The organism is Amycolatopsis sp. NPDC004747 (genome assembly GCF_053601335.1).
The window spans coordinates 1-17,619 of sequence record NZ_JBSGBQ010000026.1; the positions used below are offsets into that span (position 1 = coordinate 1).

Annotated in this window: 22 protein-coding genes; 8 read left to right on the top strand and 14 right to left on the bottom strand. The window is 73.5% G+C overall.

What is annotated here, in order from left to right; genetic code table 11:
• Positions 1 to 118: 118 nt before the first annotated feature.
• The 5 genes from ACWEGE_RS33630 to ACWEGE_RS33650 form a co-directional block, all read right to left on the bottom strand.
• Complete coding sequence (locus ACWEGE_RS33630; protein ID WP_003105220.1) at positions 119 to 379, bottom strand: hypothetical protein; 261 nt, start codon at positions 377 to 379, stop codon at positions 119 to 121.
• Complete coding sequence (locus tag ACWEGE_RS33635; protein ID WP_449664495.1) at positions 379 to 1,359, bottom strand: TNT domain-containing protein; 981 nt, start codon at positions 1,357 to 1,359, stop codon at positions 379 to 381. Before ACWEGE_RS33635 ends, ACWEGE_RS33630 begins: the two co-directional genes overlap by 1 nt.
• Before the next feature lie 154 nt (positions 1,360 to 1,513).
• A complete protein-coding gene (locus ACWEGE_RS33640) occupies positions 1,514 to 2,443 on the bottom strand; it encodes a hydroxymethylglutaryl-CoA lyase (RefSeq protein WP_449664496.1) in 930 nt (309 codons plus the stop codon).
• Positions 2,443 to 3,033, bottom strand: coding sequence for a PH domain-containing protein (locus ACWEGE_RS33645; protein WP_449664497.1), 591 nt, complete (start codon positions 3,031 to 3,033; stop codon positions 2,443 to 2,445). The genes ACWEGE_RS33640 and ACWEGE_RS33645 overlap by 1 nt, the downstream gene beginning before the upstream one ends.
• 84 nt (positions 3,034 to 3,117) lie before the next feature.
• Positions 3,118 to 3,915 carry a biotin--[acetyl-CoA-carboxylase] ligase gene (locus tag ACWEGE_RS33650; RefSeq protein ID WP_449664498.1) on the bottom strand — a complete coding sequence of 266 codons (798 nt, stop codon included), beginning with the start codon at positions 3,913 to 3,915 and terminating at the stop codon, positions 3,118 to 3,120.
• Between the two features lie 81 nt (positions 3,916 to 3,996).
• On the opposite strand from ACWEGE_RS33650, the gene ACWEGE_RS33655 reads away from it, so the two are divergent.
• Positions 3,997 to 5,025 (top strand): C40 family peptidase, encoded by a 1,029-nt coding sequence (locus tag ACWEGE_RS33655; protein WP_449664499.1) that lies wholly within the window; start codon positions 3,997 to 3,999, stop codon positions 5,023 to 5,025.
• A gap of 9 nt (positions 5,026 to 5,034) precedes the next feature.
• On the opposite strand, the gene ACWEGE_RS33660 is transcribed toward ACWEGE_RS33655, so the two are convergent.
• A complete protein-coding gene (locus tag ACWEGE_RS33660; RefSeq protein WP_449664500.1) occupies positions 5,035 to 5,685 on the bottom strand; it encodes a response regulator in 651 nt (216 codons plus the stop codon).
• The gene (locus ACWEGE_RS33665; RefSeq protein WP_449664501.1) at positions 5,682 to 6,791 is read right to left on the bottom strand and encodes a histidine kinase; all 1,110 of its coding nucleotides are present in this window, start codon (positions 6,789 to 6,791) and stop codon (positions 5,682 to 5,684) included. The genes ACWEGE_RS33660 and ACWEGE_RS33665 overlap by 4 nt, the downstream gene beginning before the upstream one ends.
• 192 nt (positions 6,792 to 6,983) lie before the next feature.
• Here ACWEGE_RS33665 and ACWEGE_RS33670 point away from each other — a divergent pair, with 192 nt between their 5' ends.
• Together ACWEGE_RS33670 and ACWEGE_RS33675 are read left to right on the top strand one after the other, a co-directional pair.
• Entirely contained in the window at positions 6,984 to 7,304 is a 321-nt protein-coding gene (locus tag ACWEGE_RS33670; RefSeq protein ID WP_449664502.1) for a DUF6223 family protein, read from the top strand.
• A 10-nt stretch (positions 7,305 to 7,314) separates the two neighbouring features.
• Entirely contained in the window at positions 7,315 to 7,650 is a 336-nt protein-coding gene (locus ACWEGE_RS33675; RefSeq protein ID WP_449664503.1) for a VOC family protein, read from the top strand.
• On the opposite strand, the gene ACWEGE_RS33680 is transcribed toward ACWEGE_RS33675, so the two are convergent.
• On the bottom strand, positions 7,639 to 8,676 hold the full coding sequence (locus ACWEGE_RS33680) for an alkene reductase (RefSeq protein WP_449664504.1): 1,038 nt from the start codon (positions 8,674 to 8,676) through the stop codon (positions 7,639 to 7,641). The two genes, ACWEGE_RS33675 and ACWEGE_RS33680, sit on opposite strands and share 12 nt — an antisense overlap.
• Positions 8,677 to 8,741: 65 nt before the next feature.
• Between ACWEGE_RS33680 and ACWEGE_RS33685 the strand changes: the two genes are divergently transcribed.
• Positions 8,742 to 9,596, top strand: coding sequence for a sigma-70 family RNA polymerase sigma factor (locus ACWEGE_RS33685; RefSeq protein WP_449664505.1), 855 nt, complete (start codon positions 8,742 to 8,744; stop codon positions 9,594 to 9,596).
• Here ACWEGE_RS33685 and ACWEGE_RS33690 read toward each other — a convergent pair.
• On the bottom strand, positions 9,586 to 10,173 hold the full coding sequence (locus tag ACWEGE_RS33690) for a dihydrofolate reductase family protein (RefSeq protein WP_449664506.1): 588 nt from the start codon (positions 10,171 to 10,173) through the stop codon (positions 9,586 to 9,588). The genes ACWEGE_RS33685 and ACWEGE_RS33690 overlap by 11 nt on opposite strands.
• Positions 10,174 to 10,363: 190 nt before the next feature.
• On the opposite strand from ACWEGE_RS33690, the gene ACWEGE_RS33695 reads away from it, so the two are divergent.
• Positions 10,364 to 11,182 (top strand): class I SAM-dependent methyltransferase, encoded by an 819-nt coding sequence (locus ACWEGE_RS33695; protein WP_449664507.1) that lies wholly within the window; start codon positions 10,364 to 10,366, stop codon positions 11,180 to 11,182.
• 15 nt (positions 11,183 to 11,197) lie between these two features.
• Positions 11,198 to 11,851 (top strand): TetR/AcrR family transcriptional regulator, encoded by a 654-nt coding sequence (locus ACWEGE_RS33700; protein WP_449664508.1) that lies wholly within the window; start codon positions 11,198 to 11,200, stop codon positions 11,849 to 11,851.
• Positions 11,852 to 11,918: 67 nt separating this feature from the next.
• Here ACWEGE_RS33700 and ACWEGE_RS33705 read toward each other — a convergent pair whose 3' ends face one another.
• Positions 11,919 to 12,302, bottom strand: a complete 384-nt coding sequence (locus ACWEGE_RS33705; protein ID WP_449664509.1) for a nuclear transport factor 2 family protein — start codon at positions 12,300 to 12,302, stop codon at positions 11,919 to 11,921.
• A 96-nt stretch (positions 12,303 to 12,398) separates the two neighbouring features.
• On the opposite strand from ACWEGE_RS33705, the gene ACWEGE_RS33710 reads away from it, so the two are divergent.
• On the top strand, positions 12,399 to 13,301 hold the full coding sequence (locus ACWEGE_RS33710; RefSeq protein WP_449664510.1) for a LysR family transcriptional regulator: 903 nt from the start codon (positions 12,399 to 12,401) through the stop codon (positions 13,299 to 13,301).
• Here the strand turns inward: ACWEGE_RS33710 and ACWEGE_RS33715 are convergent.
• On the bottom strand, positions 13,258 to 14,142 hold the full coding sequence (locus tag ACWEGE_RS33715; protein WP_449664511.1) for a transglutaminase-like domain-containing protein: 885 nt from the start codon (positions 14,140 to 14,142) through the stop codon (positions 13,258 to 13,260). The genes ACWEGE_RS33710 and ACWEGE_RS33715 overlap by 44 nt on opposite strands.
• Positions 14,143 to 14,162: 20 nt before the next feature.
• A complete protein-coding gene (locus tag ACWEGE_RS33720; RefSeq protein WP_449664512.1) occupies positions 14,163 to 15,161 on the bottom strand; it encodes a GlxA family transcriptional regulator in 999 nt (332 codons plus the stop codon).
• A 71-nt stretch (positions 15,162 to 15,232) separates the two neighbouring features.
• On the opposite strand from ACWEGE_RS33720, the gene ACWEGE_RS33725 reads away from it, so the two are divergent.
• Entirely contained in the window at positions 15,233 to 16,009 is a 777-nt protein-coding gene (locus ACWEGE_RS33725) for an NAD(P)H-dependent oxidoreductase (protein WP_449664513.1), read from the top strand.
• Here the strand turns inward: ACWEGE_RS33725 and ACWEGE_RS33730 are convergent.
• Both ACWEGE_RS33730 and ACWEGE_RS33735 read right to left on the bottom strand, forming a co-directional pair.
• A complete protein-coding gene (locus ACWEGE_RS33730; protein ID WP_449664514.1) occupies positions 15,993 to 16,742 on the bottom strand; it encodes an SDR family oxidoreductase in 750 nt (249 codons plus the stop codon). The genes ACWEGE_RS33725 and ACWEGE_RS33730 overlap by 17 nt on opposite strands.
• On the bottom strand, positions 16,739 to 17,590 hold the full coding sequence (locus ACWEGE_RS33735) for an NAD(P)-dependent oxidoreductase (RefSeq protein WP_449664515.1): 852 nt from the start codon (positions 17,588 to 17,590) through the stop codon (positions 16,739 to 16,741). Before ACWEGE_RS33735 ends, ACWEGE_RS33730 begins: the two co-directional genes overlap by 4 nt.
• Positions 17,591 to 17,619: the final 29 nt, after the last annotated feature.

Here is a 17,619-nt window from a genome sequence, read left to right on the forward strand (position 1 = left end):
CTCCCCCCCCGCCCCCCCCCCCGCCGCGGCCCCCGGGGCCGCCCCCCCCTCACTTCCCCCCGGGGTTGGGGGGGGGGGTCTGGGGGGGGGGGCCCCCCCCCCCCCCCCCCCCCACCACTCAAGAGCCGGGGAGCAGGCCGACGGCGCCGCGCGCGACCTGCGCCCAGGCCAGCCTGCCGAAGAGGTAGTGGCACGCCACCTGCTCGCTGGTGAACCGCGCCCAGTCGTAGCGGTTGCCCTGCTCGCGCCAGAAGACCTCCCACGCCTCGTCCTCGCCCTGCATCAGGCACCAGGCGTTGTCGACCTCGGCGCCGAGCGAGACGACCTCCGGCGGCACGCCCAGCACGCCGAGCCACCGCTGGATCGACTGCGTGTTCATCAGTCCTCATCCCCCTTGGCCTCGGCGAGGTAGCCGAGGGTCACCAGTTCGTCGGCCGCCAGCAGGGCACGGTACCGGGTGCCGCCGCCGACCTGGCCGAACCAGTTCGCGGTCTCCGAGCGCCACATCGGCACCTTGCGCACCACGACGTACCGGCGGTACTCGGCGTCCAGGAACGCCGGTGGCAGCGAGCGTTCCGCGAACGGCGTGCCGTCCTCGTAAAGGATTCGCCCGTAGGCCGGGCCGAAGCGGTCGAGGACCGTGTTGACCGGGACCATCACCGGCTCCGGCCAGTCGATGCTGCTCTCGGGGAACTGCTCGCCCGGCGGCCACGCGTACTCGGGGCCGAGGTCACTGTGCCCGACGACGAACCGGCGGATCCACACCGCCTGCGTCGCCCGCGCGTACGGGACGTACCCCTCCTTCAGGTGCCTCGGCACCGGCCGCGACGGCGCGGTCGGCGACCGGCGGAAGCCCGCGGTGACGTTGGTCAGGGCCTGGTCGTCGAAGATCAGCCGGGCGTCCGGGTGGTCGTTCGGCGGGAAGCCGTCCGGGTCGTCGGGCAGCGGCAGCTGGCGCGCCGGCTTGTCCATCGCCACCGGGAGGTGCCCGATCGGGAACATGTGCACCAGGAACAGCGCGACGATGCTTTCCCGTTCCGTGCGCGGCGAGCCGAGCGGTGGCAGCGGCGCGGGCGAACCCGGGTTCGGCGGCGGACCCGCTATCGGCGGGGGCCCGGCCACCGGCGGCGGCAGGGGGGCCGGCGGTGGCGTCGGCGGGGCCGGCGGGGCCGGAGGCAGCGGGAACGGCGGCAGCAGCGGCGACACCGCGTGCGGCCACGCCGCGGAGCTGCCCGAGGGCGGGGTCGGCGCCTCTTCGAAGGCGCCCGAATCCTCCAGGCCGTACCCGGGCAGCTGCACCGGCCCGGTGTCGAGGTCGCCCTCGACCGGTTCGGAGCCCGCCTCGGAAGGCTCGGTCACACCCATCCTCCGGCTCGGTCGGTGCCCGGTGGGCACACGCTGTTCGACGCGGCCGCGGCGCTGCCGGTCCCCCTTGATACCGCACCCCACCCCCGGGGGTGCGACGAGGTCGCTTTCTCTTCCGGGGGCTCCGGGTCGCGGAGCCCCCGACGTCTCAACCCAGTGCGGCGACCACGCGGGACGGGCTCGGGCGGCCGAGCTGTCCCGCCATCCACACGCTGGCCGCCACCAGCGCGTCCAGGTCGACGCCGGTGGCCACCCCGAGGCCCTCCAGCATCCACACCAGGTCCTCGGTCGCCAGGTTCCCGGTCGCCGATTCGGCGTACGGGCAACCACCGAGCCCACCCGCCGACGAGTCCACAGTCGACACTCCACATCGGAGCGCCGCCAGCGTGTTGGCGAGCGCCTGGCCGTAGGTGTCGTGGAAGTGCACGGCCAACGCACCGACGTCGCCGAACAGCCCGACGAGCGTTTCGACCTGGCCGGCCGTGGCGACGCCGATGGTGTCGCCGAGGGAAAGCTGCGAGCACCCCATCTCGAGCAGGCGGCGGCCGGCGTCGGCGACCTGCTTCGCCGGCACAACGCCTTCCCAGGGGTCGCCGAAGCACATCGAGAGGTAGCCGCGGACGTCCAGGCCCGCTTCCCGGGCCCGCGCGACGACCGGCTCGAACATCGCGAACTGCTCGTCGAGCGAGGAGTTGAGGTTCTTGCGCGCGAACGTCTCCGTCGCGCTGGCGAAGATCGCGATGTGCTCGACGCCGGCTTCCAGGGCCCGGTTCAGGCCCTTCTCGTTCGGCACCAGCACCGGGTACCGGACGCCTTCGCGGCGGTCGAGCCGGGCCAGCAGCTGCTCGGCGTCGGCCAGCTGCGGCACCCACTTCGGGTGGACGAAACTGGTGGCTTCGAGGGTGGTGAGCCCGGCGCCCGCGAGCCGGTCGAGGAACTCCAGCTTGACCTCGACCGGGACGATCGCCTTCTCGTTCTGGAGGCCGTCGCGCGGGCCGACCTCCCAGATCGTGACGGCGTCCGGCAGCTCGCCCGCCGAGGGCACCCGCTCGGGCAGGCCCAGTTCACGCGTACCCATCAGCGGCGTCTCTCGCCACGCGGCGGGTGCCCGCCGCCCTGCGGCGGCAGGGGCGTGGTCTGCTGGGGCTGCTGCGGGGCACCCGGCCGGTAGTCGTCGTACGGGTTGTCGTTGACCTCGCGGTAGATGACCGTGTGCACCTTTTCGACGTGCGGGATGTCCTCGAAGCGCAGCGGCTCGTCCGACGCCGACTCGATGATGAGCGTGCCGCAGCCGAAGACCCGGTCCAGCAGCCCGTGCTCGAACTGGACGCTGTTGATCCGGCCCATCGGGATGTCGATGCCGGTGCGCTTGAGGACGCCCTCGCGGGCGATCAGCCGGTCGGTCGTCACGATGAAGTGGGTGGTCCGCCAGCGCACGAGCGGCGCCAGGAACAGCCACACGATCAGCACGAGCGCCACGACCCCGATGGCGATCAGCCCGACCGAGTTCCACGGCGAGGACGCGTCCTTGGCCAGTATCGCCAGCCAGGTGCCCGCGCCCAGGGTGACCAGCAGCGCGAGCGTCGGGAAGATCAGCATCTTGAAGTGCGGGTGACTGTGCACCACGACGTGCTCTTGCTCGCTGAGCAAATCGTCCGGATAGGCCACGGCGGACGCTCCCAAGGTCGGTGCGGCGGTGTCGTCCCACCGTACCGGCGAGACGACCGGCCGGTGAGTGCAACGCCCGGGAAATCAGGCCGGACGGACGTGGACCACGTCACCCGCGAAGACGGTGTGCCGCTGCCCGCCCGCCACGTCGACCTGGAGCTGCCCGGCGGCGTCGATGTCGGCCGCGCGGCCGATCAGGGAACTGCCGTCCGGCAGCTGCACCTCGACGTCCTGGCCGAGGGTCGCGCAGTGGGCGCGGTAGTCGCCGAGGAGGCCGGCCTCGGTGAGGTCGCCGCCGGCCAGTCGCCAGCGCTGCTCCAGGTCGGCGAAGCCGCCGAGCAGCGCGATGGCGACGTCGGTGCGGTCGGTGTTCGTGGCGCCCCGCTCGGCCAGCGACGTCGCCGGCAGCCCGCCCGGGCCCGGCTGGACGTCACCGAGCGGCAGCACGTTGAGGCCGATGCCGAGCACGATCGACGGGGCGTCCCCGGCGACGGCCTCGGCGAGGATGCCGGCGCACTTGGCGCCGCCGGCGAGGACGTCGTTGGGCCACTTGAGCACGGCGTCCACCCCGACGGAGGCGGCCGCGGCCCGGACGGCGAGCCCGGCGACGACCGACAGCGAGCCGAGCACCGCGAAGGGGACGCCCGGCCGGAGCGCGACGCTCAGGTACAGCCCGGCGCCCTTCGGAGAGCTCCACGAACGGGCCCGCCTGCCGACTCCCGCGGTCTGCTCTTCGGCGAGCAGGACGGTCCGGTCCGCGGCGCCTTCTTCGAGGGCTTTCCGCAGGTCGGCGTTGGTGGAGCCGGTGCGCTCGACGACGTCGATCTTCGCGTAACGATCTTGCAGCGCCGCAGTCAGCCGAACAGCATCGATCTCAGGCATGTGCCCACAATATGAGAGTCCCCCTAACGTGCAAGCTACTCACTCGTTCACTAAGGGGTGTGCTCTTCTAAGTTGGAACCTGTGACGACCAAGCCGACGTCCTGGGCCCGCGGCGCCGCGCTGCGCGGCCTGGTGGCGCTGCCGCTCGTCGCCGGGCTCGTCACGGCGGGCTGGCTGCTGGCCGGCCGCTCGCCGGAACCCGCGGCCGCCCCGGTGCCCCCGCCGGTGGTGCGCGACGCGGCGTCGGGCCCGTCGGTTCTCGAAGTGAGCGCACCGGTGAAGGCCCAGGAGCCGGGCCAGGGCGCGTCCGGCCAGGGCGGCAAGAGCCCGTTGCAGCAGTGGGCCGAGCAGCTGGCCGGCCCCCTCGACATCCCCGCGGACGCGCTGATCGGCTACGCGAACGGCGAGCTGGCGCTCCGCGGCGAGGACCCGTCGTGTCACCTTTCGTGGGTCACCCTCGCGGGGGTCGGCTCGGCGGCGTCGAACCACGGCCGCGGCGGCGGCAACCTGCTGGGCCTCACCGCGACGCAGGTCAAGAAGTACGGCTCCGACGCTCCGGTCGCGGCCGGGCGCGCGCTGTGCGCGGGCGGCACCGACCTCGGCGCGGGCGCCGGCTGGTGGAAGGCGATCGCGGCCTACCACCCGGACGGCGAGGCCGAGCTGTTCCGCCAGCGCGTGCTCGGCATGGCGCAGCTGTACGCGACGCTCTCCCTGGATCCGGCGTCGGCGGACTCCCCGCGGGTCCGCGCGACCCGCTTCGCGCTCGGCCAGCTGGGCCTCCCCTACGTCTGGGGCGGCAACGGCCCGGACGCGGGCGCGGCGGGCTTCGACTGCTCCGGCCTGACGAAGGCGTCGTACGACAGCGCGGGCGTGGCCCTGCCGCGGACGGCGGACAGCCAGTTCCGGGCACTTCCGCCGGTGCCGGCCACGCAGGAGCCCCGCCTGGGCGACCTGGTGTTCTACGGCAACCCGGCCACGCGCATCCACCACGTCGGGCTCTACCTGGGCAACGGCCTGATGATCAACGCGCCGACCGAGGGCCAGGCGATCCAGATCCACACGTACCACTCGAAGGGCGACGACTACGCGGGCGCGGGCCGTCCCGCCTGACGTCCGCCGTCACCGCGGTACCACCAGCCCCGACTCGTAGGCGAACACCACCAGCTGGGCCCGGTCCCGCGCGCCCAGCTTCATCATGGCCCGGTTGACGTGCGTCTTCGCGGTCAGCGGGCTGATCACCATCCGCCCGGCGACCTCCTCGTTCGACAGCCCCCGCGCCACGAGCGTGACGGCTTCCCGCTCCCGGTTCGTCAGCTCCGCCAGCCCCGCGCCGGGCACCAGCGGCTGGGTGACGTACCGGTCGATCAGCTTGCGGGTGATCGACGGCGCCAGCAACGCGTCCCCGCGGGCCGCGACGCGCACCGCGTGCAGGAAGTCCTCCGGCTGGACGTCCTTGACGAGGAAGCCGGCCGCGCCCGCGCGCAGCGCCTCGAACACGTACTCGTCGACGCCGTAGTTGGTCAGGATGACGACGTGCACCCCGGCCAGCGCCGGGTCCGCGGCGATGCGCCGGGTCGCCTCGATGCCGTCGACACCGGGCATCTGGACGTCGACGAGCGCGATGTCCGGCCGGTGTTCCCGCGCGAGCCGCACCGCCTCGGCACCGTCGCCCGCTTCGGCGACCACCTCGATGTCGGCCTCGACGTCGAGGAGCGCGCGGAACCCGCTGCGGATGAGCGGCTGGTCGTCGGCCAGCAGGACGCGGATCACGGCGGGTCCACCGGGAGCTCGGCCCGGACGCTGAACCCGCCTTCGCGACGAGGCCCGGCCTCGAGCCGGCCGCCCAACGCCGTGACGCGCTCGCGCATCCCGGTCAGGCCGACGCCCGGCAGCTCGTCCACAGTGGACGTCCCGTCGTCGTCGACCCGGATGACCAGCGCGCCCGGCCGGTGGTCGATCCGGACCGACGCGGTGGCCGCGGCGGCGTGCCGGGCGACGTTGGTCAAGGACTCCTGGACGATCCGGTAGGCGGTGCGGCCGACCAGGACCGGCACAGCCGGCACGGTGTCCTGCGGGCCTTCGACGGTCAGCTGCGCGTCGAGGCCCGCGGTCCGGGCCCGGCGCACGAGGTCGGGGACGTCGTCGAGCCCGTGCGGCGGGTGCTGGTCGTCGTCGCGCAACGCCTCCAGCGTCGCGCGCAGTTCCCGGGTCGCCTCGCGGCCGGCTTCGCGGATCGCCAGCAGCGCCTCGGGCACTTCTTCACCGCGCTTGCGGGCCAGGTGGACGGCGACTTCGGCCTGCACCTTGATGACGGAGATCTGGTGGGTGAGCGAGTCGTGCAGCTCCCGCGCGATGTGCAGCCGTTCTTCGTCCGCACGCCGCCGCGCGGTCTCCTCGCGGGTGCGCTCGGCTTCGTCGGCGCGCCGCTCGGCCTGGCGCAACGCCTCGCCCGCCGCCCCGGCGGCGATCAGCCACGCCAGCTGGAGGACGTCCCGCGACTGCGTGAACGCCGCGCCGGTGTCGGGCACGCCGGACGCCAGGAGCGCCAGCGGAACCGCGGCCAGCATCAGCACCGAAGCCACGATCGCGGCGAGCCGGTGCCCGGCGCGGACGGCGGCGTACACGGCGAAGAGGTAGGCGACGACGGGCACCTCGAAGCCGGCGATCTGGTAGGCGAGCGCGCAGACCGCGGTCGCGGCCAGCACGGCGACCGGCGCCCGGCGGCGCGCGGCCAGTGCCAGCCCGCCGGCCGCCAGCGCCGCGTACCCCAGGACGTCGAGGCCCGGGGACCGGTGCGGGCCGGACAGCCCGGCGACCACCAGGGCCGCCGCGACCCCGGCGGCGATCACCCCGTCGACGACCTGCGCACGGCTCACCCCCGAACCATAACCGGACGCCCACCGGGCGAAGTCCCGCGTGGAGCGCATTTCCGGGCTACTGCGCCCGCGGTAGCCCGCCGGTTCCTGCGCCGCCCGCGGCAGCGCGAAGTGTCCGCTCGCGCACGACGACGGGCCGGGGGCCGGGCGGACATGCTCCCGGTGTCCGATCCGGAACCGAAGGAGCACCCCATGAACGTCCTCGCCGCGGCCAGTTCCTACGACCTCACCCCGGGCCGGCTCTGGTCCCTGATCGCCGTCGTGTTCGGCGTCGCCGGGGTGGTTGCCGGCGTGCTGGCCCTGCGCCGCGGCCGGGGCGCCGTCGCGGCGCTGGCCGCTGGCCTGGTTTCCGTGGTGATCGGCGGGTGGGTCGTGGCCGCCGCGAAAGGCGGCCCCGGCACCGGCTACGGCATCGTCGGCGGCTACGTGGACCTGGTGATCGGTGCGGTCGCGCTCGTCCTCGGCGGGCTCTCGACGGCTCGCTCGCGCGGTTTTGTCGGTGGTCGCCGTTAGCTTGACGGGCATGTTCGAAATCGACTTCGCCGAGTTCCCGTCCACCTCCGCCGAGGCGTCCGGGCGGTTCTTCGAGCGCGCCTTCGGCTGGGCGGTGACACCGTACGGCCCGGACTACACCGACGTCCGGGCCGAAGGTCTCACCCTGGGCTTCCAGTCCGACGCGGCCGAGCAGCCACGCGCGCCGCTGCTGACGATCCGCACGGACGACCTGGCGGCGGCCCTCGATGCGGTGGCGGCCGCGGGAGGCGTGGTGACGAAGGAGCCGTTCGCGTTCCCGGGCGGGCGGCGGTTCCACTTCCGCGAGCCCGGCGGGAGCGAACTGGCGGTGTGGTCACGGGACTAGCACCGCCGGCTCGAGGTAACCGGCCGCCCCGCCCCCGTAGAACGTCGCGGGGTCGGCCGGGGCGATCGGCAGGTCCAGCGCGAACCGCGTCACCAAGTCCGGATTCGCGGTGAAGTGCCGCGCGTACGAAACCGCATCGGCGATGCCGGCCTCGATCACCGCGTTGCCCGTCTCGCGGCCGAAGCCGTTGTTCACGATCAGGAGGCCGTCGAACAGTTCCCGAAACCGAGCGAAGGCCGCGAAGTCCGGCCCGGTGTCGGGCCCACGGAGGTGGAGGTAGTCCACGCCGAGCCCGGCGACCAGTTCGGCGTACTCGGCCCGCAGCGCGTCGTCCACAGTGAACAGCCCGCCGGTCCACCACGGGCTCAGCCGGACGCCGACGAGGCCGTGCGAGGCGGCCGCATCGACGACCTCGGTGAGCAGCCGGCGGCGGTCGGCCGGGGAGCCGCCGTAGGTGTCGGTGCGGTGGTTGAGCCGCGGGTGCAGGAACTGCGCGAGCAGGTACACGCCGTTGGCCGCGATCTCGACGCCGTCGAACCCGGCGCGGCGCGCGTTCTCGGCCGCCTTCCCGTAGTCCGCGACCGTCGCCCGGACCTCGGCGAGGCTCAGTTCGCGCGGCGTGCCGGTGCGGCACCGCCCGGACGGCGGGTACACCGGCTCGTCCGGGTTCACCGCCGACGGCCCGGCAGGCTGCCCGCGCCGGAGGTCCGGGTGCGAGACCGCGCCGGTGTGCCACAGCTGCACCACGATCCGGCCGCCGAGCCCGTGCACGACGTCCGTGACCCGCCGCCACCCGTCGACCTGGGCTTCGGTGTACAGCCCGGGGACGTCCGAGAAGCCGACGGCCTGTTCGCTCACCCAGGTGCCTTCGGCGACGATGAGCCCGGCGCCCGCGCGCTGCGCGTAGTAGGCGGCCTGGAGGTCGCCCGGCACTCCGCCGGGAACGCGCGCCCGGGTCGTCGGCGCCACGACGATCCGGTTCGGCAGGCGCAGGCCGGCCAGGTCGGCGGGGGTCAGCAAGCTCATCCGGTCACCTCCGGTCGCGGGGATACGTCGAGGAGGCGACGGTGGCGGCGAGGGAAAGGTGACCGATGGACGACCTGGCGGCGGAGTTCGAGGCCGAGCGCGGCCGGTTGCGCGGGCTCGCGTACCGGATGCTCGGCTCGGCGGCCGAAGCGGACGACGCCGTGCAGGAGGCCTGGCTGCGGCTGAACCGGGTGGACTCGGTGGACAACCCGGCGGCCTGGCTCACCACGGTCGTCTCCCGCGTGTGCCTCGACGTCCTGCGGTCGCGGAAGACCCGCCGCGAGGAGCCGCTCGAGGTGTCCCCGGAGCCGGTGGCCGACGCCGACCCGGCGGCCGAAGCCGCGCTCGCCGACTCGGTGGGCCGCGCGCTGCTCGTCGTGCTGGCGGCGCTCGGGCCGGCCGAGCGGATCGCCTTCGTGCTGCACGACCTCTTCGCGGTGCCGTTCGACCGGATCGCCCCGGTGCTGGACCGCACGCCCGTGGCGGCGAAGAAGCTGGCGAGCCGCGCGCGGCAGCGGGTCCGGGGCGTCTCCCCGCTGCCCCCGGCCGACCTGGCCCGGCACCGCCGGGTGGTCGACCGTTTCCTGGCCGCGGCCCGCGGCGGCGACCTCGCCGCGCTGCTCGACGTGCTGGCCCCGGACGTCGTCCGGCGCGCCGACGCCGCCGCGCTGCCGGCCGGCGCACCGCTCGAGGTTCGAGGGGCCCGCGCGGTCGCCGAGGAGACCCAGGTGTTCGGGAAGCGCGCCCGGTTCGCCGAAGCGGCCTTGGTCGACGGCGCGGTCGGTGTCGTTGTCGCGCCGCACGGACGGCTGACGCTCGCCCTGGCCGTGACCGTCGAGGGCGAGCGGGTGGCGGCGTACGAGGTGATCGCCGCCCCCGCTCGCCTCGCCGCGCTGCACGTCACGCTCCTCAGCGCTTGACCCGGTAGGACAGGTGCGTCACGCCGATGCCTTCGGTGACCTCGGGGTCGGTGAGCTTCGTGGTGGCGTCGAGGTGCTCGAAGAAGCGGACGCCGGAGCCGAGCAGCACCGGGATCAGGTCGACCTGGACGCCGTCGAGCAGGCCGAGGTTGAGGCACTGCTGGGCGATCGTCGTGCTGGCGACCGCGACGTTCTTGTCGCCGGCGGTCTTCTTGGCCTGCTCGACGGCGCTCTCGAGGCCGTCGGTGACGAAGGTGAACGGCGCGTCCGGGTGCGGCCAGTCCGCGGGCTCTTCGTGGGTGACGACGAAGACCGGGACGCCCATCGGGTGCGTGCCGCCCCAGCCCTGGGTCAGGTTGAACAGGCGGCGGCCGGTGATCAGCGCGCCGACGTTCTCCATCGCCGCGCGCAGCATCTTCGCGCTGGCTTCGGAGGTCTTGAAGGTGGCCCAGTCGACGGCGGTGGGGACCTCGACTTCGCCACTGCCGAACCACTCGAACAGGTGATCGATGCGGTCTTCCGAGTCGGCCACGAAGCCGTCGAGAGACATGGACATGTTGGCGATGACGTCGGCCATTTCGAACTCCTTTTGGCTGGTCAGAGGCGCTTTGCCCTGATGACGTGAAGTCTTCCGCGGCCGCCCGGCCGGAAGATCTGCCACCTGGCCGACATCCGGCGGCGGGTGGCCGATGCCTTGACAGCGGCCGGTGGCGCGGGCACCATGAACGGGTGTTCATGAACGCGTGTTCACCACGGAGGGGATGGGAATGACCGGGATCGTCAACACCGCACAGGCCGAAGCGTGGAACGGCTACGAAGGCGAGCACTGGGCGGCACACGCCGACCGCTACGACGCGGTGAACAGCGGTTTCAACGGCTACCTGCTCGATCAGGTGAGCGCTGGCGACCGCGTGCTCGACATCGGCTGCGGCAACGGTCAGCTGACGCGGCTCGCCGCGGCGCGGGCCCGGTCCGCGATCGGTGTCGACCTGTCCGGCCCGATGCTCGCGACCGCGCGGGCGCGGGCGGCCTCGGTGCCGAACGTGGCGTTCGAGCAGGGTGACGTCCAGGTGCACCCGTTCGCCGAGGGCGGGTTCGACCTGGCGGTCAGCCGGTTCGGGGTGATGTTCTTCGCCGACCCGGTGGCGGCGTTCGGCAATGTCCGGCGCGCCCTCTCCCCCGGCGGCAGGCTCGCGTTCCTCTGCATGACGGCCCTCGCCGGCACCGATCTCGGCCGGGTGTTCGGCGCGATGGCGGCCTACCTGCCGCAGCCGACCGGGCCGGACGGCAGCGGGCCCACGTCGTTCGCGGACCCGGAGCGGAGCCGGGCGGTGCTGGCCGAAGCCGGCTTCGAGAACGTGGCGTGCACCCGCGTCGAAGCCGATCAGGTCTGGGGCCGTGACGTCCCCGACGCGGCCCGGTTCATCGCGGACTGGGGGCCGGTCCGCCACCACCTGGGCCGGCTCGACAGCGCAACGGCGGCCGAGGCGACCAGTGCTCTCACCGAGGCGCTCGAGCCGTTCGCCGGCCCGGATGCGGTCCGCCTGCGCGGCACGGCGTGGCTGGTCACGGGAAGGAGGCCGTAGCGGGGCGCCCGTACGATGGCGGTGATGTCACCGAGGAAAGCCGCCGCCCAGCAGGACGGGCAGTCACTGCCCGACCTGCTGCTCGAGACCGCGCAGAAGATGATCGCCACGCACGGCACGACCGGGATGACCGTGCGCGAGATCGCGCGCATGGCGGGCGTCGCCGACGGCGTGCTCTACAACCACTTCTCCGACAAGGAGGAGCTGGTGGCCCGGGCCCTGCTGGAGCACGTGCGCACGACGGAGGCGGAGCTGGGCGAGCTGCCCGTGCCCGGCGAAGGCACCCTCTTCGGGAACCTGCGCCGGCACGTGGAGTTCGGCTTGGCGCTGCACAAGGCGCTGGTGCCGGCGTTCAGCGGGCTGGTCTCTCAGCCCAAGGTGCTGGAGCGGTTCGCGGAGATCAGCGAGCGGTCCGGCCACTGGCGCGACCGGCTGGTGGCCTACCTCGAGGCGGAGCGATCGCTGGGCCGCCTGCGCCTGGAGTCCGAAGTGGACGCGACGGCGGCGATGCTGGTGGGCTACTGCCACGCCTCGGTGCTGACGACGGTCTTCCCGCACACCGCCCCCCTCGACCCGCCGCCGGTGAACTCGGTGGTGAGCGCGGCCCTGCACGGCATCGCACCGAGGGAGCTCGAACCGGAGCCGGACGAGCCGGACGCCGAGGGGTGATGTCCCGCGCGGCGGGACATCAGCCACTCGGATGCGGCCGGGCTCCTGGGCCACGGCAGCCCTCCGCCTAGATCATCGGGTTGCCGCTCGCGGTCGTCTCCGGGACCTCCTGCACCACGTCCCAGTGCTCGACGATCCGGCCGTCCCGCACCCGCATCACGTCCGCGATCGCGCTGCCACGCGAACCGGGCGTCAAGCGGAGGAGGCTGTGCGTGCAGACGAGGTCGTCCCCGGCGATCACCCGGCGCACGTCCAGGCTGAGCTCCGGGAACCGGGCCACGAACCCGGCCAGGTAGCGGGCCGAGGCCTCCGCGGTCGCCGGGGCGTGCGGGTTGTGCTGGATGTAGCTTTCACCGACGTGCTCGGCGAAGGCGTCGGCCGGGCGCTTCTCGGTGAAGGCCAGCCGGAGGAAGTCCAGGACCACTTCCTTGTTGCGTTGTGGATCCGCCATCAGTGTCCGTCCTTTGTGGAGTTATCGACACCAAGCCCACCATCCGCGAAGCAGAAAGGGAAAGACCTGTGGAGTCTGCCGCGATACTCTCCCGGTATGGACGATGTCGAGGTCCGTGAGCTGCGGTATTTCCGCGCGGTCGCCGAAGAGCTGAACTTCTCCCGTGCCGCCGAGCGGCTCGGGATGGCGCAGCCACCGCTGTCCCGCGCGATCCGGCTGCTGGAGCGGCGGCTCGGGGTGCAGCTCTTCGAACGCACCAGCCGGCACGTCTCGCTGACGCCGGCCGGGGCCGTCCTCCTGACCGAGTCGGCGAAGGCACTGGACGCCGTCACCGCGGCGGTCCGGCGCACGCGGCGGGCGGCGCAGCGGACGCCGGCGCTCGTCGTCACCGCGAAGCCGGGGGTCGCGACCGATCTGCTGCGGCGGATCGCCGATGCGCACCCGGATCCGGTCGAGGTCCGGGTCAGCGGATTCGGCGAACAGACGAAGATGCTGCGCGACGGCCGGGCCGACGTCGCCGTGCTCGGCTGCCAGGGCGGAACGCCCCACGGGCTGGACGTCGAGGTGCTGTTCAGCGAACCGCGGGTGGCCGCGCTGCCGTCGGACCACGAGCTCGCCGGGCGGGCCGTGCTGACCTGCGCCGACTTCGCCGGGGAACCGACGCCGTGCTGGCCGCTGTCCTCGGCCGCGGACCGGGCGTACTGGTCCGGGCAGGACGTGACCGGCGGGCCGGTGACGCCGGGGCCGATCGTGCACGACATCGCCCAGCTGCTGGAGACGGTCGCGCTCGGGCAGGCGGTCGCGCTGCTGCCGGCGTCGGTCGCCGAGCTGCGCTCGCGGGCGGACGTCGTCTACCGGCCGGTGGTGGACGCGACGCCGTACTCGCTGGCGCTCGCGTGGCCGGCCGGGGCGCGGGACCAGCGGATCGCGCGGTTCGTGCGGACGGCCACCGAGGTCAGCGAAGCACTACCTCGGCCGGGCGCTGTCCCGGCGGGGTGACCGTGTGGATGACCGGCGGCACCCGGACGTCGTCGGCCTCGAAGGCGATCCGCAGCTGCTCGACGTCCGCGCCGGTCATCAGCTCGGCGAGCTCGTCGGCGCGGGCGAGGGTGGCCGGGGCGAGTTCGACGGTGTCGTCGAGCGCGCCCCAGACGTCCCACTGGAGCATCTCGTGCTTGTTGAGCGCGGCGAGGTCGCGCACGACGTTGTGCCACGCGTACGGGATCCCGCGCAGGAACGGCACGTCGAGGTCCGGGTTGACGACCAGCAGGGCCGGGTCGAGCGCGCCCGCGCGGACCGCGGTCCACGCGTCGGCGCCGGTGCGGAAGCGGTCGCGGGGGACGTCGAGGAGGTCGAACTCGACGTCGTCCACCGGGTCGCGGAAGCCGGGTGGCAGCTGGGCTTCGACCAGGCGCCAGCCGTCGGCGGTGCGGACCTCGGCGACGACGTGGTCGAGGTACCAGCCGGGCATCAGGTAGCTCGCGACCCCGACGCGGGCGCGCGCCGGGATGCCGTGGTGGCGCGCCATCGAGACGAACAGCAGGGTGAAGTCGCGGCAGCAGCCGACGATCCGGTGCAGCGGCGGCCGCGGCTCGCCGGGCGGTGCCGGGTCGAGCTCGCGCAGGCGGGCCCACATGTCCGCGGCGTACCTCAGGGTGATCTCGTCGTTGCGGGCGGCCGGGAAGCCGTGGTCGGTGATCGGGCCCGAACCCCAGTAGTGGAACACCAGCTGGGACGCCGCTTCGCGCAGGGCGGTGAGATCGGCCGGGGTGGCGTCGAGCCAGGCCGCGTGCGGACCCGGGTCGGTGAACCGGCTGTGGCTGACGTAGAAGTCGTCCATAGCGGGAAGCTATCCGGATTTCAGGCGGATTGAACAGCCAGTTCCCCGCGGAACGTCGAACGGTAGGCGCTCGGCGACACCCCGAGCGCCGCCTGGAAGTGCTGGCGCAGTGAGGCCGCTGTGCCGAAACCGGCTTCCGTGGCGACGCGGTCGACCGGGAGGTCCGTCTCCTCGAGGAGCTGGCGGGCGCGCTCGACCCGTTGCTGGGTCAGCCACTGCAGGGCCGAGATGCCGACCTCCTCCCGGAAGCGGCGGGTGAAGGTGCGGGTGCTCATCGCCTCGCGGGCGGCGAGCTCGCGCAGGGTGAGCGGCCGGTGCAGGTTCTCCAGGGCCCACGCCCGGGCCGCCTTGGTCGAGGACGTGCGCGGCTCCGGGACCGGCCGCCGGACGAACTGGGCCTGGCCGCCCTCGCGGTGCGGGGACACCACCGTGCCGCGGGCGACCTCGTTGGCCACCGCCGTGCCGTGGTCGCGGCGGATCATGTGCAGCACCAGGTCGATGCCCGCCGCGACGCCCGCCGAGGTCAGGACGTCGCCGTCGTCGGTGTAGAGCACGCACGGATCGACCTCGACCTCGGGGAACCGGTCCTGCAGGTCCTGCGCCGAACGCCAGTGGGTGGTGGCGCGGCGGCCGTCGAGCAGGCCGGCCGCGGCGAGGACGAACGCGCCGGTGCAGATGGAGGCGATGCGTGCGTCCGGCGGGATGCGGTCGAGCGCCGCCTTGAGCGGCGGGGTCAGCACCCGGGCCAGCGGCTCGTACTCGACCCGGGACGCCGGGACGATCACCGTGTCGGCCTCGGCGAGCACCTCGGGGCCGCGCTCGACCGGGATGGTGACGTCTGTGTCGGTGCGGACCGGGCCGGGCTCGAGCGTGCAGGTCACCACCTCGTACAGCGGCTCGCCGTCCGCCGAGCGGGCCTGGCCGAACAGGCGGTGGACGATGCCCAGCTCGATCACGAGCATGCCGTGGCGGACCAGCACGGCGACGTGGTGGCGGTTCGGGTGCACGAATTCGGCCATGGCTCGATTCTTGCACATGGTGGCCATCAGGCCACTCGATCGCGCCGCGAACCAGCGTGATCATCGAGGGCATGAACGTGTTGTGGGTATTCGCGCACCCCGAGCCGCGCTCGCTGAGCGGCGCCCTCCGCGACGACGGGCTCCGGACGCTGCGGGAGCTGGGGCACGACGTCCGGGAGTCGGACCTCTACGCCATGAAGTGGAACCCGGTGGTCGGCGCCGCCGACTTCGGGGCCGCGGCCGGGGACGAGCGGCTGGTCGTCGGGGCGACGTCGGCCCGGGCGCACGCGCGCGGCGAACTGAGCGCGGACATCGTGGCCGAGCAGGAAAAGCTGGCCTGGGCGGACGCGGTCGTCGTGCAGTTCCCGCTGTGGTGGTACGGCCTGCCGGCGATCCTCAAGGGCTGGTTCGACCGCGTCTTCGTGAAGGGCTTCGGCTACGGCGTCCGCGCCGAAGACGGCCGGACCCTGCGCTACGGCGAAGGACGGCTCGCGGGCAAACGCGCGGTGGTGGTGCTCACCGCGGGTGCCCGCGAGCCGTCGATGGGGCAACGCGGGGTGAACGGCGCACTGGACGAGGTCCTGTTCCCGCTGCAGCACGGGACGCTCTTCTACGCCGGGATGTCGGTGCTCCCGCCGGTGCCGGTGTACGGCGCCGACCGCGTGCCGGACGACGAGTTCGCCGCAGCGCGAGACCGCCTTCGGGAACGCCTGCGCACGCTGGGAACCGACGAGCCGATCCCCTTCCGCCCGCAGAACGGCGGCGACTACGACGAAGACCTCGTCCTCCGCCCGGACCGCGCGCCGGGGGTCACCGGCCTGGGCGCCCACCTCACGCGGGCAGGGTGAGCCGCTGCCCCAGTCCCCCGTCCACCGGGAGGTCGGCGCCGGTGGTGAACGTCGCGTCGAAGGCCAAGAACAGCACCGCCGCCGCGACCTCCGCCACCGTCGCGTGGCGCTTCAGCGGGGTGGTCTCGTCACCGATTGCCTTGAACTCCGCCAAGACCTGCTCCGGCACACCGGTCACGCCCATCGTCGGCGTGTCGGTGTAGCCGGGGCTGACCACGTTGACCCGGATCCCGCGCGGGGCCAGCTCGGCCGCGTACGTGCGGGCGAACGAGCGCACCGCCGCCTTCGCCGCCGAATACAGGCCCATCCCGGCGATCCCCGCCTCGGCCGCGACCGATGTGGTGAACACGAACGAGCCCCCGGCCCGGACCAGCGGGGCGAGCCGCCGGGCCGTGAAGTACGCGCCCTTGGTGTTGACGTCGAACGTGCGGTCGTAGAGCTCCGGCGTCGCGTCCTCGTGCGGCGTCAGCGTCGAGAACCCGACGTTGACGAACACCAGGTCCAGCTCGCCGAGCTTGTCCGCGGCCACCGCGCCCAGCTCGGCGACGTCGGCCAGGCGCGCGGCGTCCGACGACAGCAGGTGGGCCTTGCCCGGCAGCGTCCCTTCCAGCGGCGAGACGTCCCGGCCGGTCAGCAGCACCTCCGCGCCGCCGTCGAGCAGGGCGCGGACCACCGCCAGACCTATGCCGTGCGTGCCGCCGGTGACGACGGCCTTCTTCCCGAGGTACTTCACCGGATCTCCTCGATGACGCTGGCGATCGCGTGGGCGCCGTGGCCCGCCGCGACCGCGCGGTCGAACAACTCACGCAGCACGGCGGGCACCGCCGTGCTGATGCCCTGGGCACGGCTCGTCTCGACCAGCATGGCGAGCCCGGCCGCGTTGATGTCCAAAGCGGACACGTCGGTCTCGTAGTCCCCGCCGGCCACCTGCTCGCCGATCCCGGTCAGGAACCCGCCGACGGCCGACTGCCACGCCGACGCCAACGGCGCGAACTGCGCCGGCGTGATGCCTTCGGTCCCGACCAGCGCCAGCGCGTGCAGGTAGCCGGCCATGGTCGACCACATCATGCCGAGCAGCGCCAGGTCGTACAGCGCCGCCAGTCCGGCGTCCTCGCCGAGGAACACCGGTGTCCCCAGCACTTCGAGCACGTCGCGCTGCGCCTCGAACACCGGCTCGGAGCCGCCGTAGAGGATCTGCGCCGCCGGTGTCCCGATGCCCTGCGGCACGGCCATGATCACGCCGTCCACGTAACCGATGCCTTCGGACGCGGCCCACTTCGCGACGCCGCGGGCCTGCTCCGGCGTCCCGGACGTGAGGTTGACGAGCACTTTCGGGGCAGCGGCCACCAGCACCGGCCGCTGGGTGTCGTATGTGGACAGACAGCTGATGACGACGTCCGCCGAAGCCGCTTCCGCCGGCGTCGCCGCGAGCCGGGCGCCGCGGTCGAGCAGCGGTCCCGCCTTGAGCGGCGACCGGTTCCACACCGAGACCTCGTACCCCGCCCCCAAGAGCGCCCCGGCGAGGGCGGCGCCCATCCGCCCCAGGCCGAGCACGCCCACCTGTTTCTTGCTTTCTCCCATGGGTTCCATGCTGCTGACGCGCTTTACAC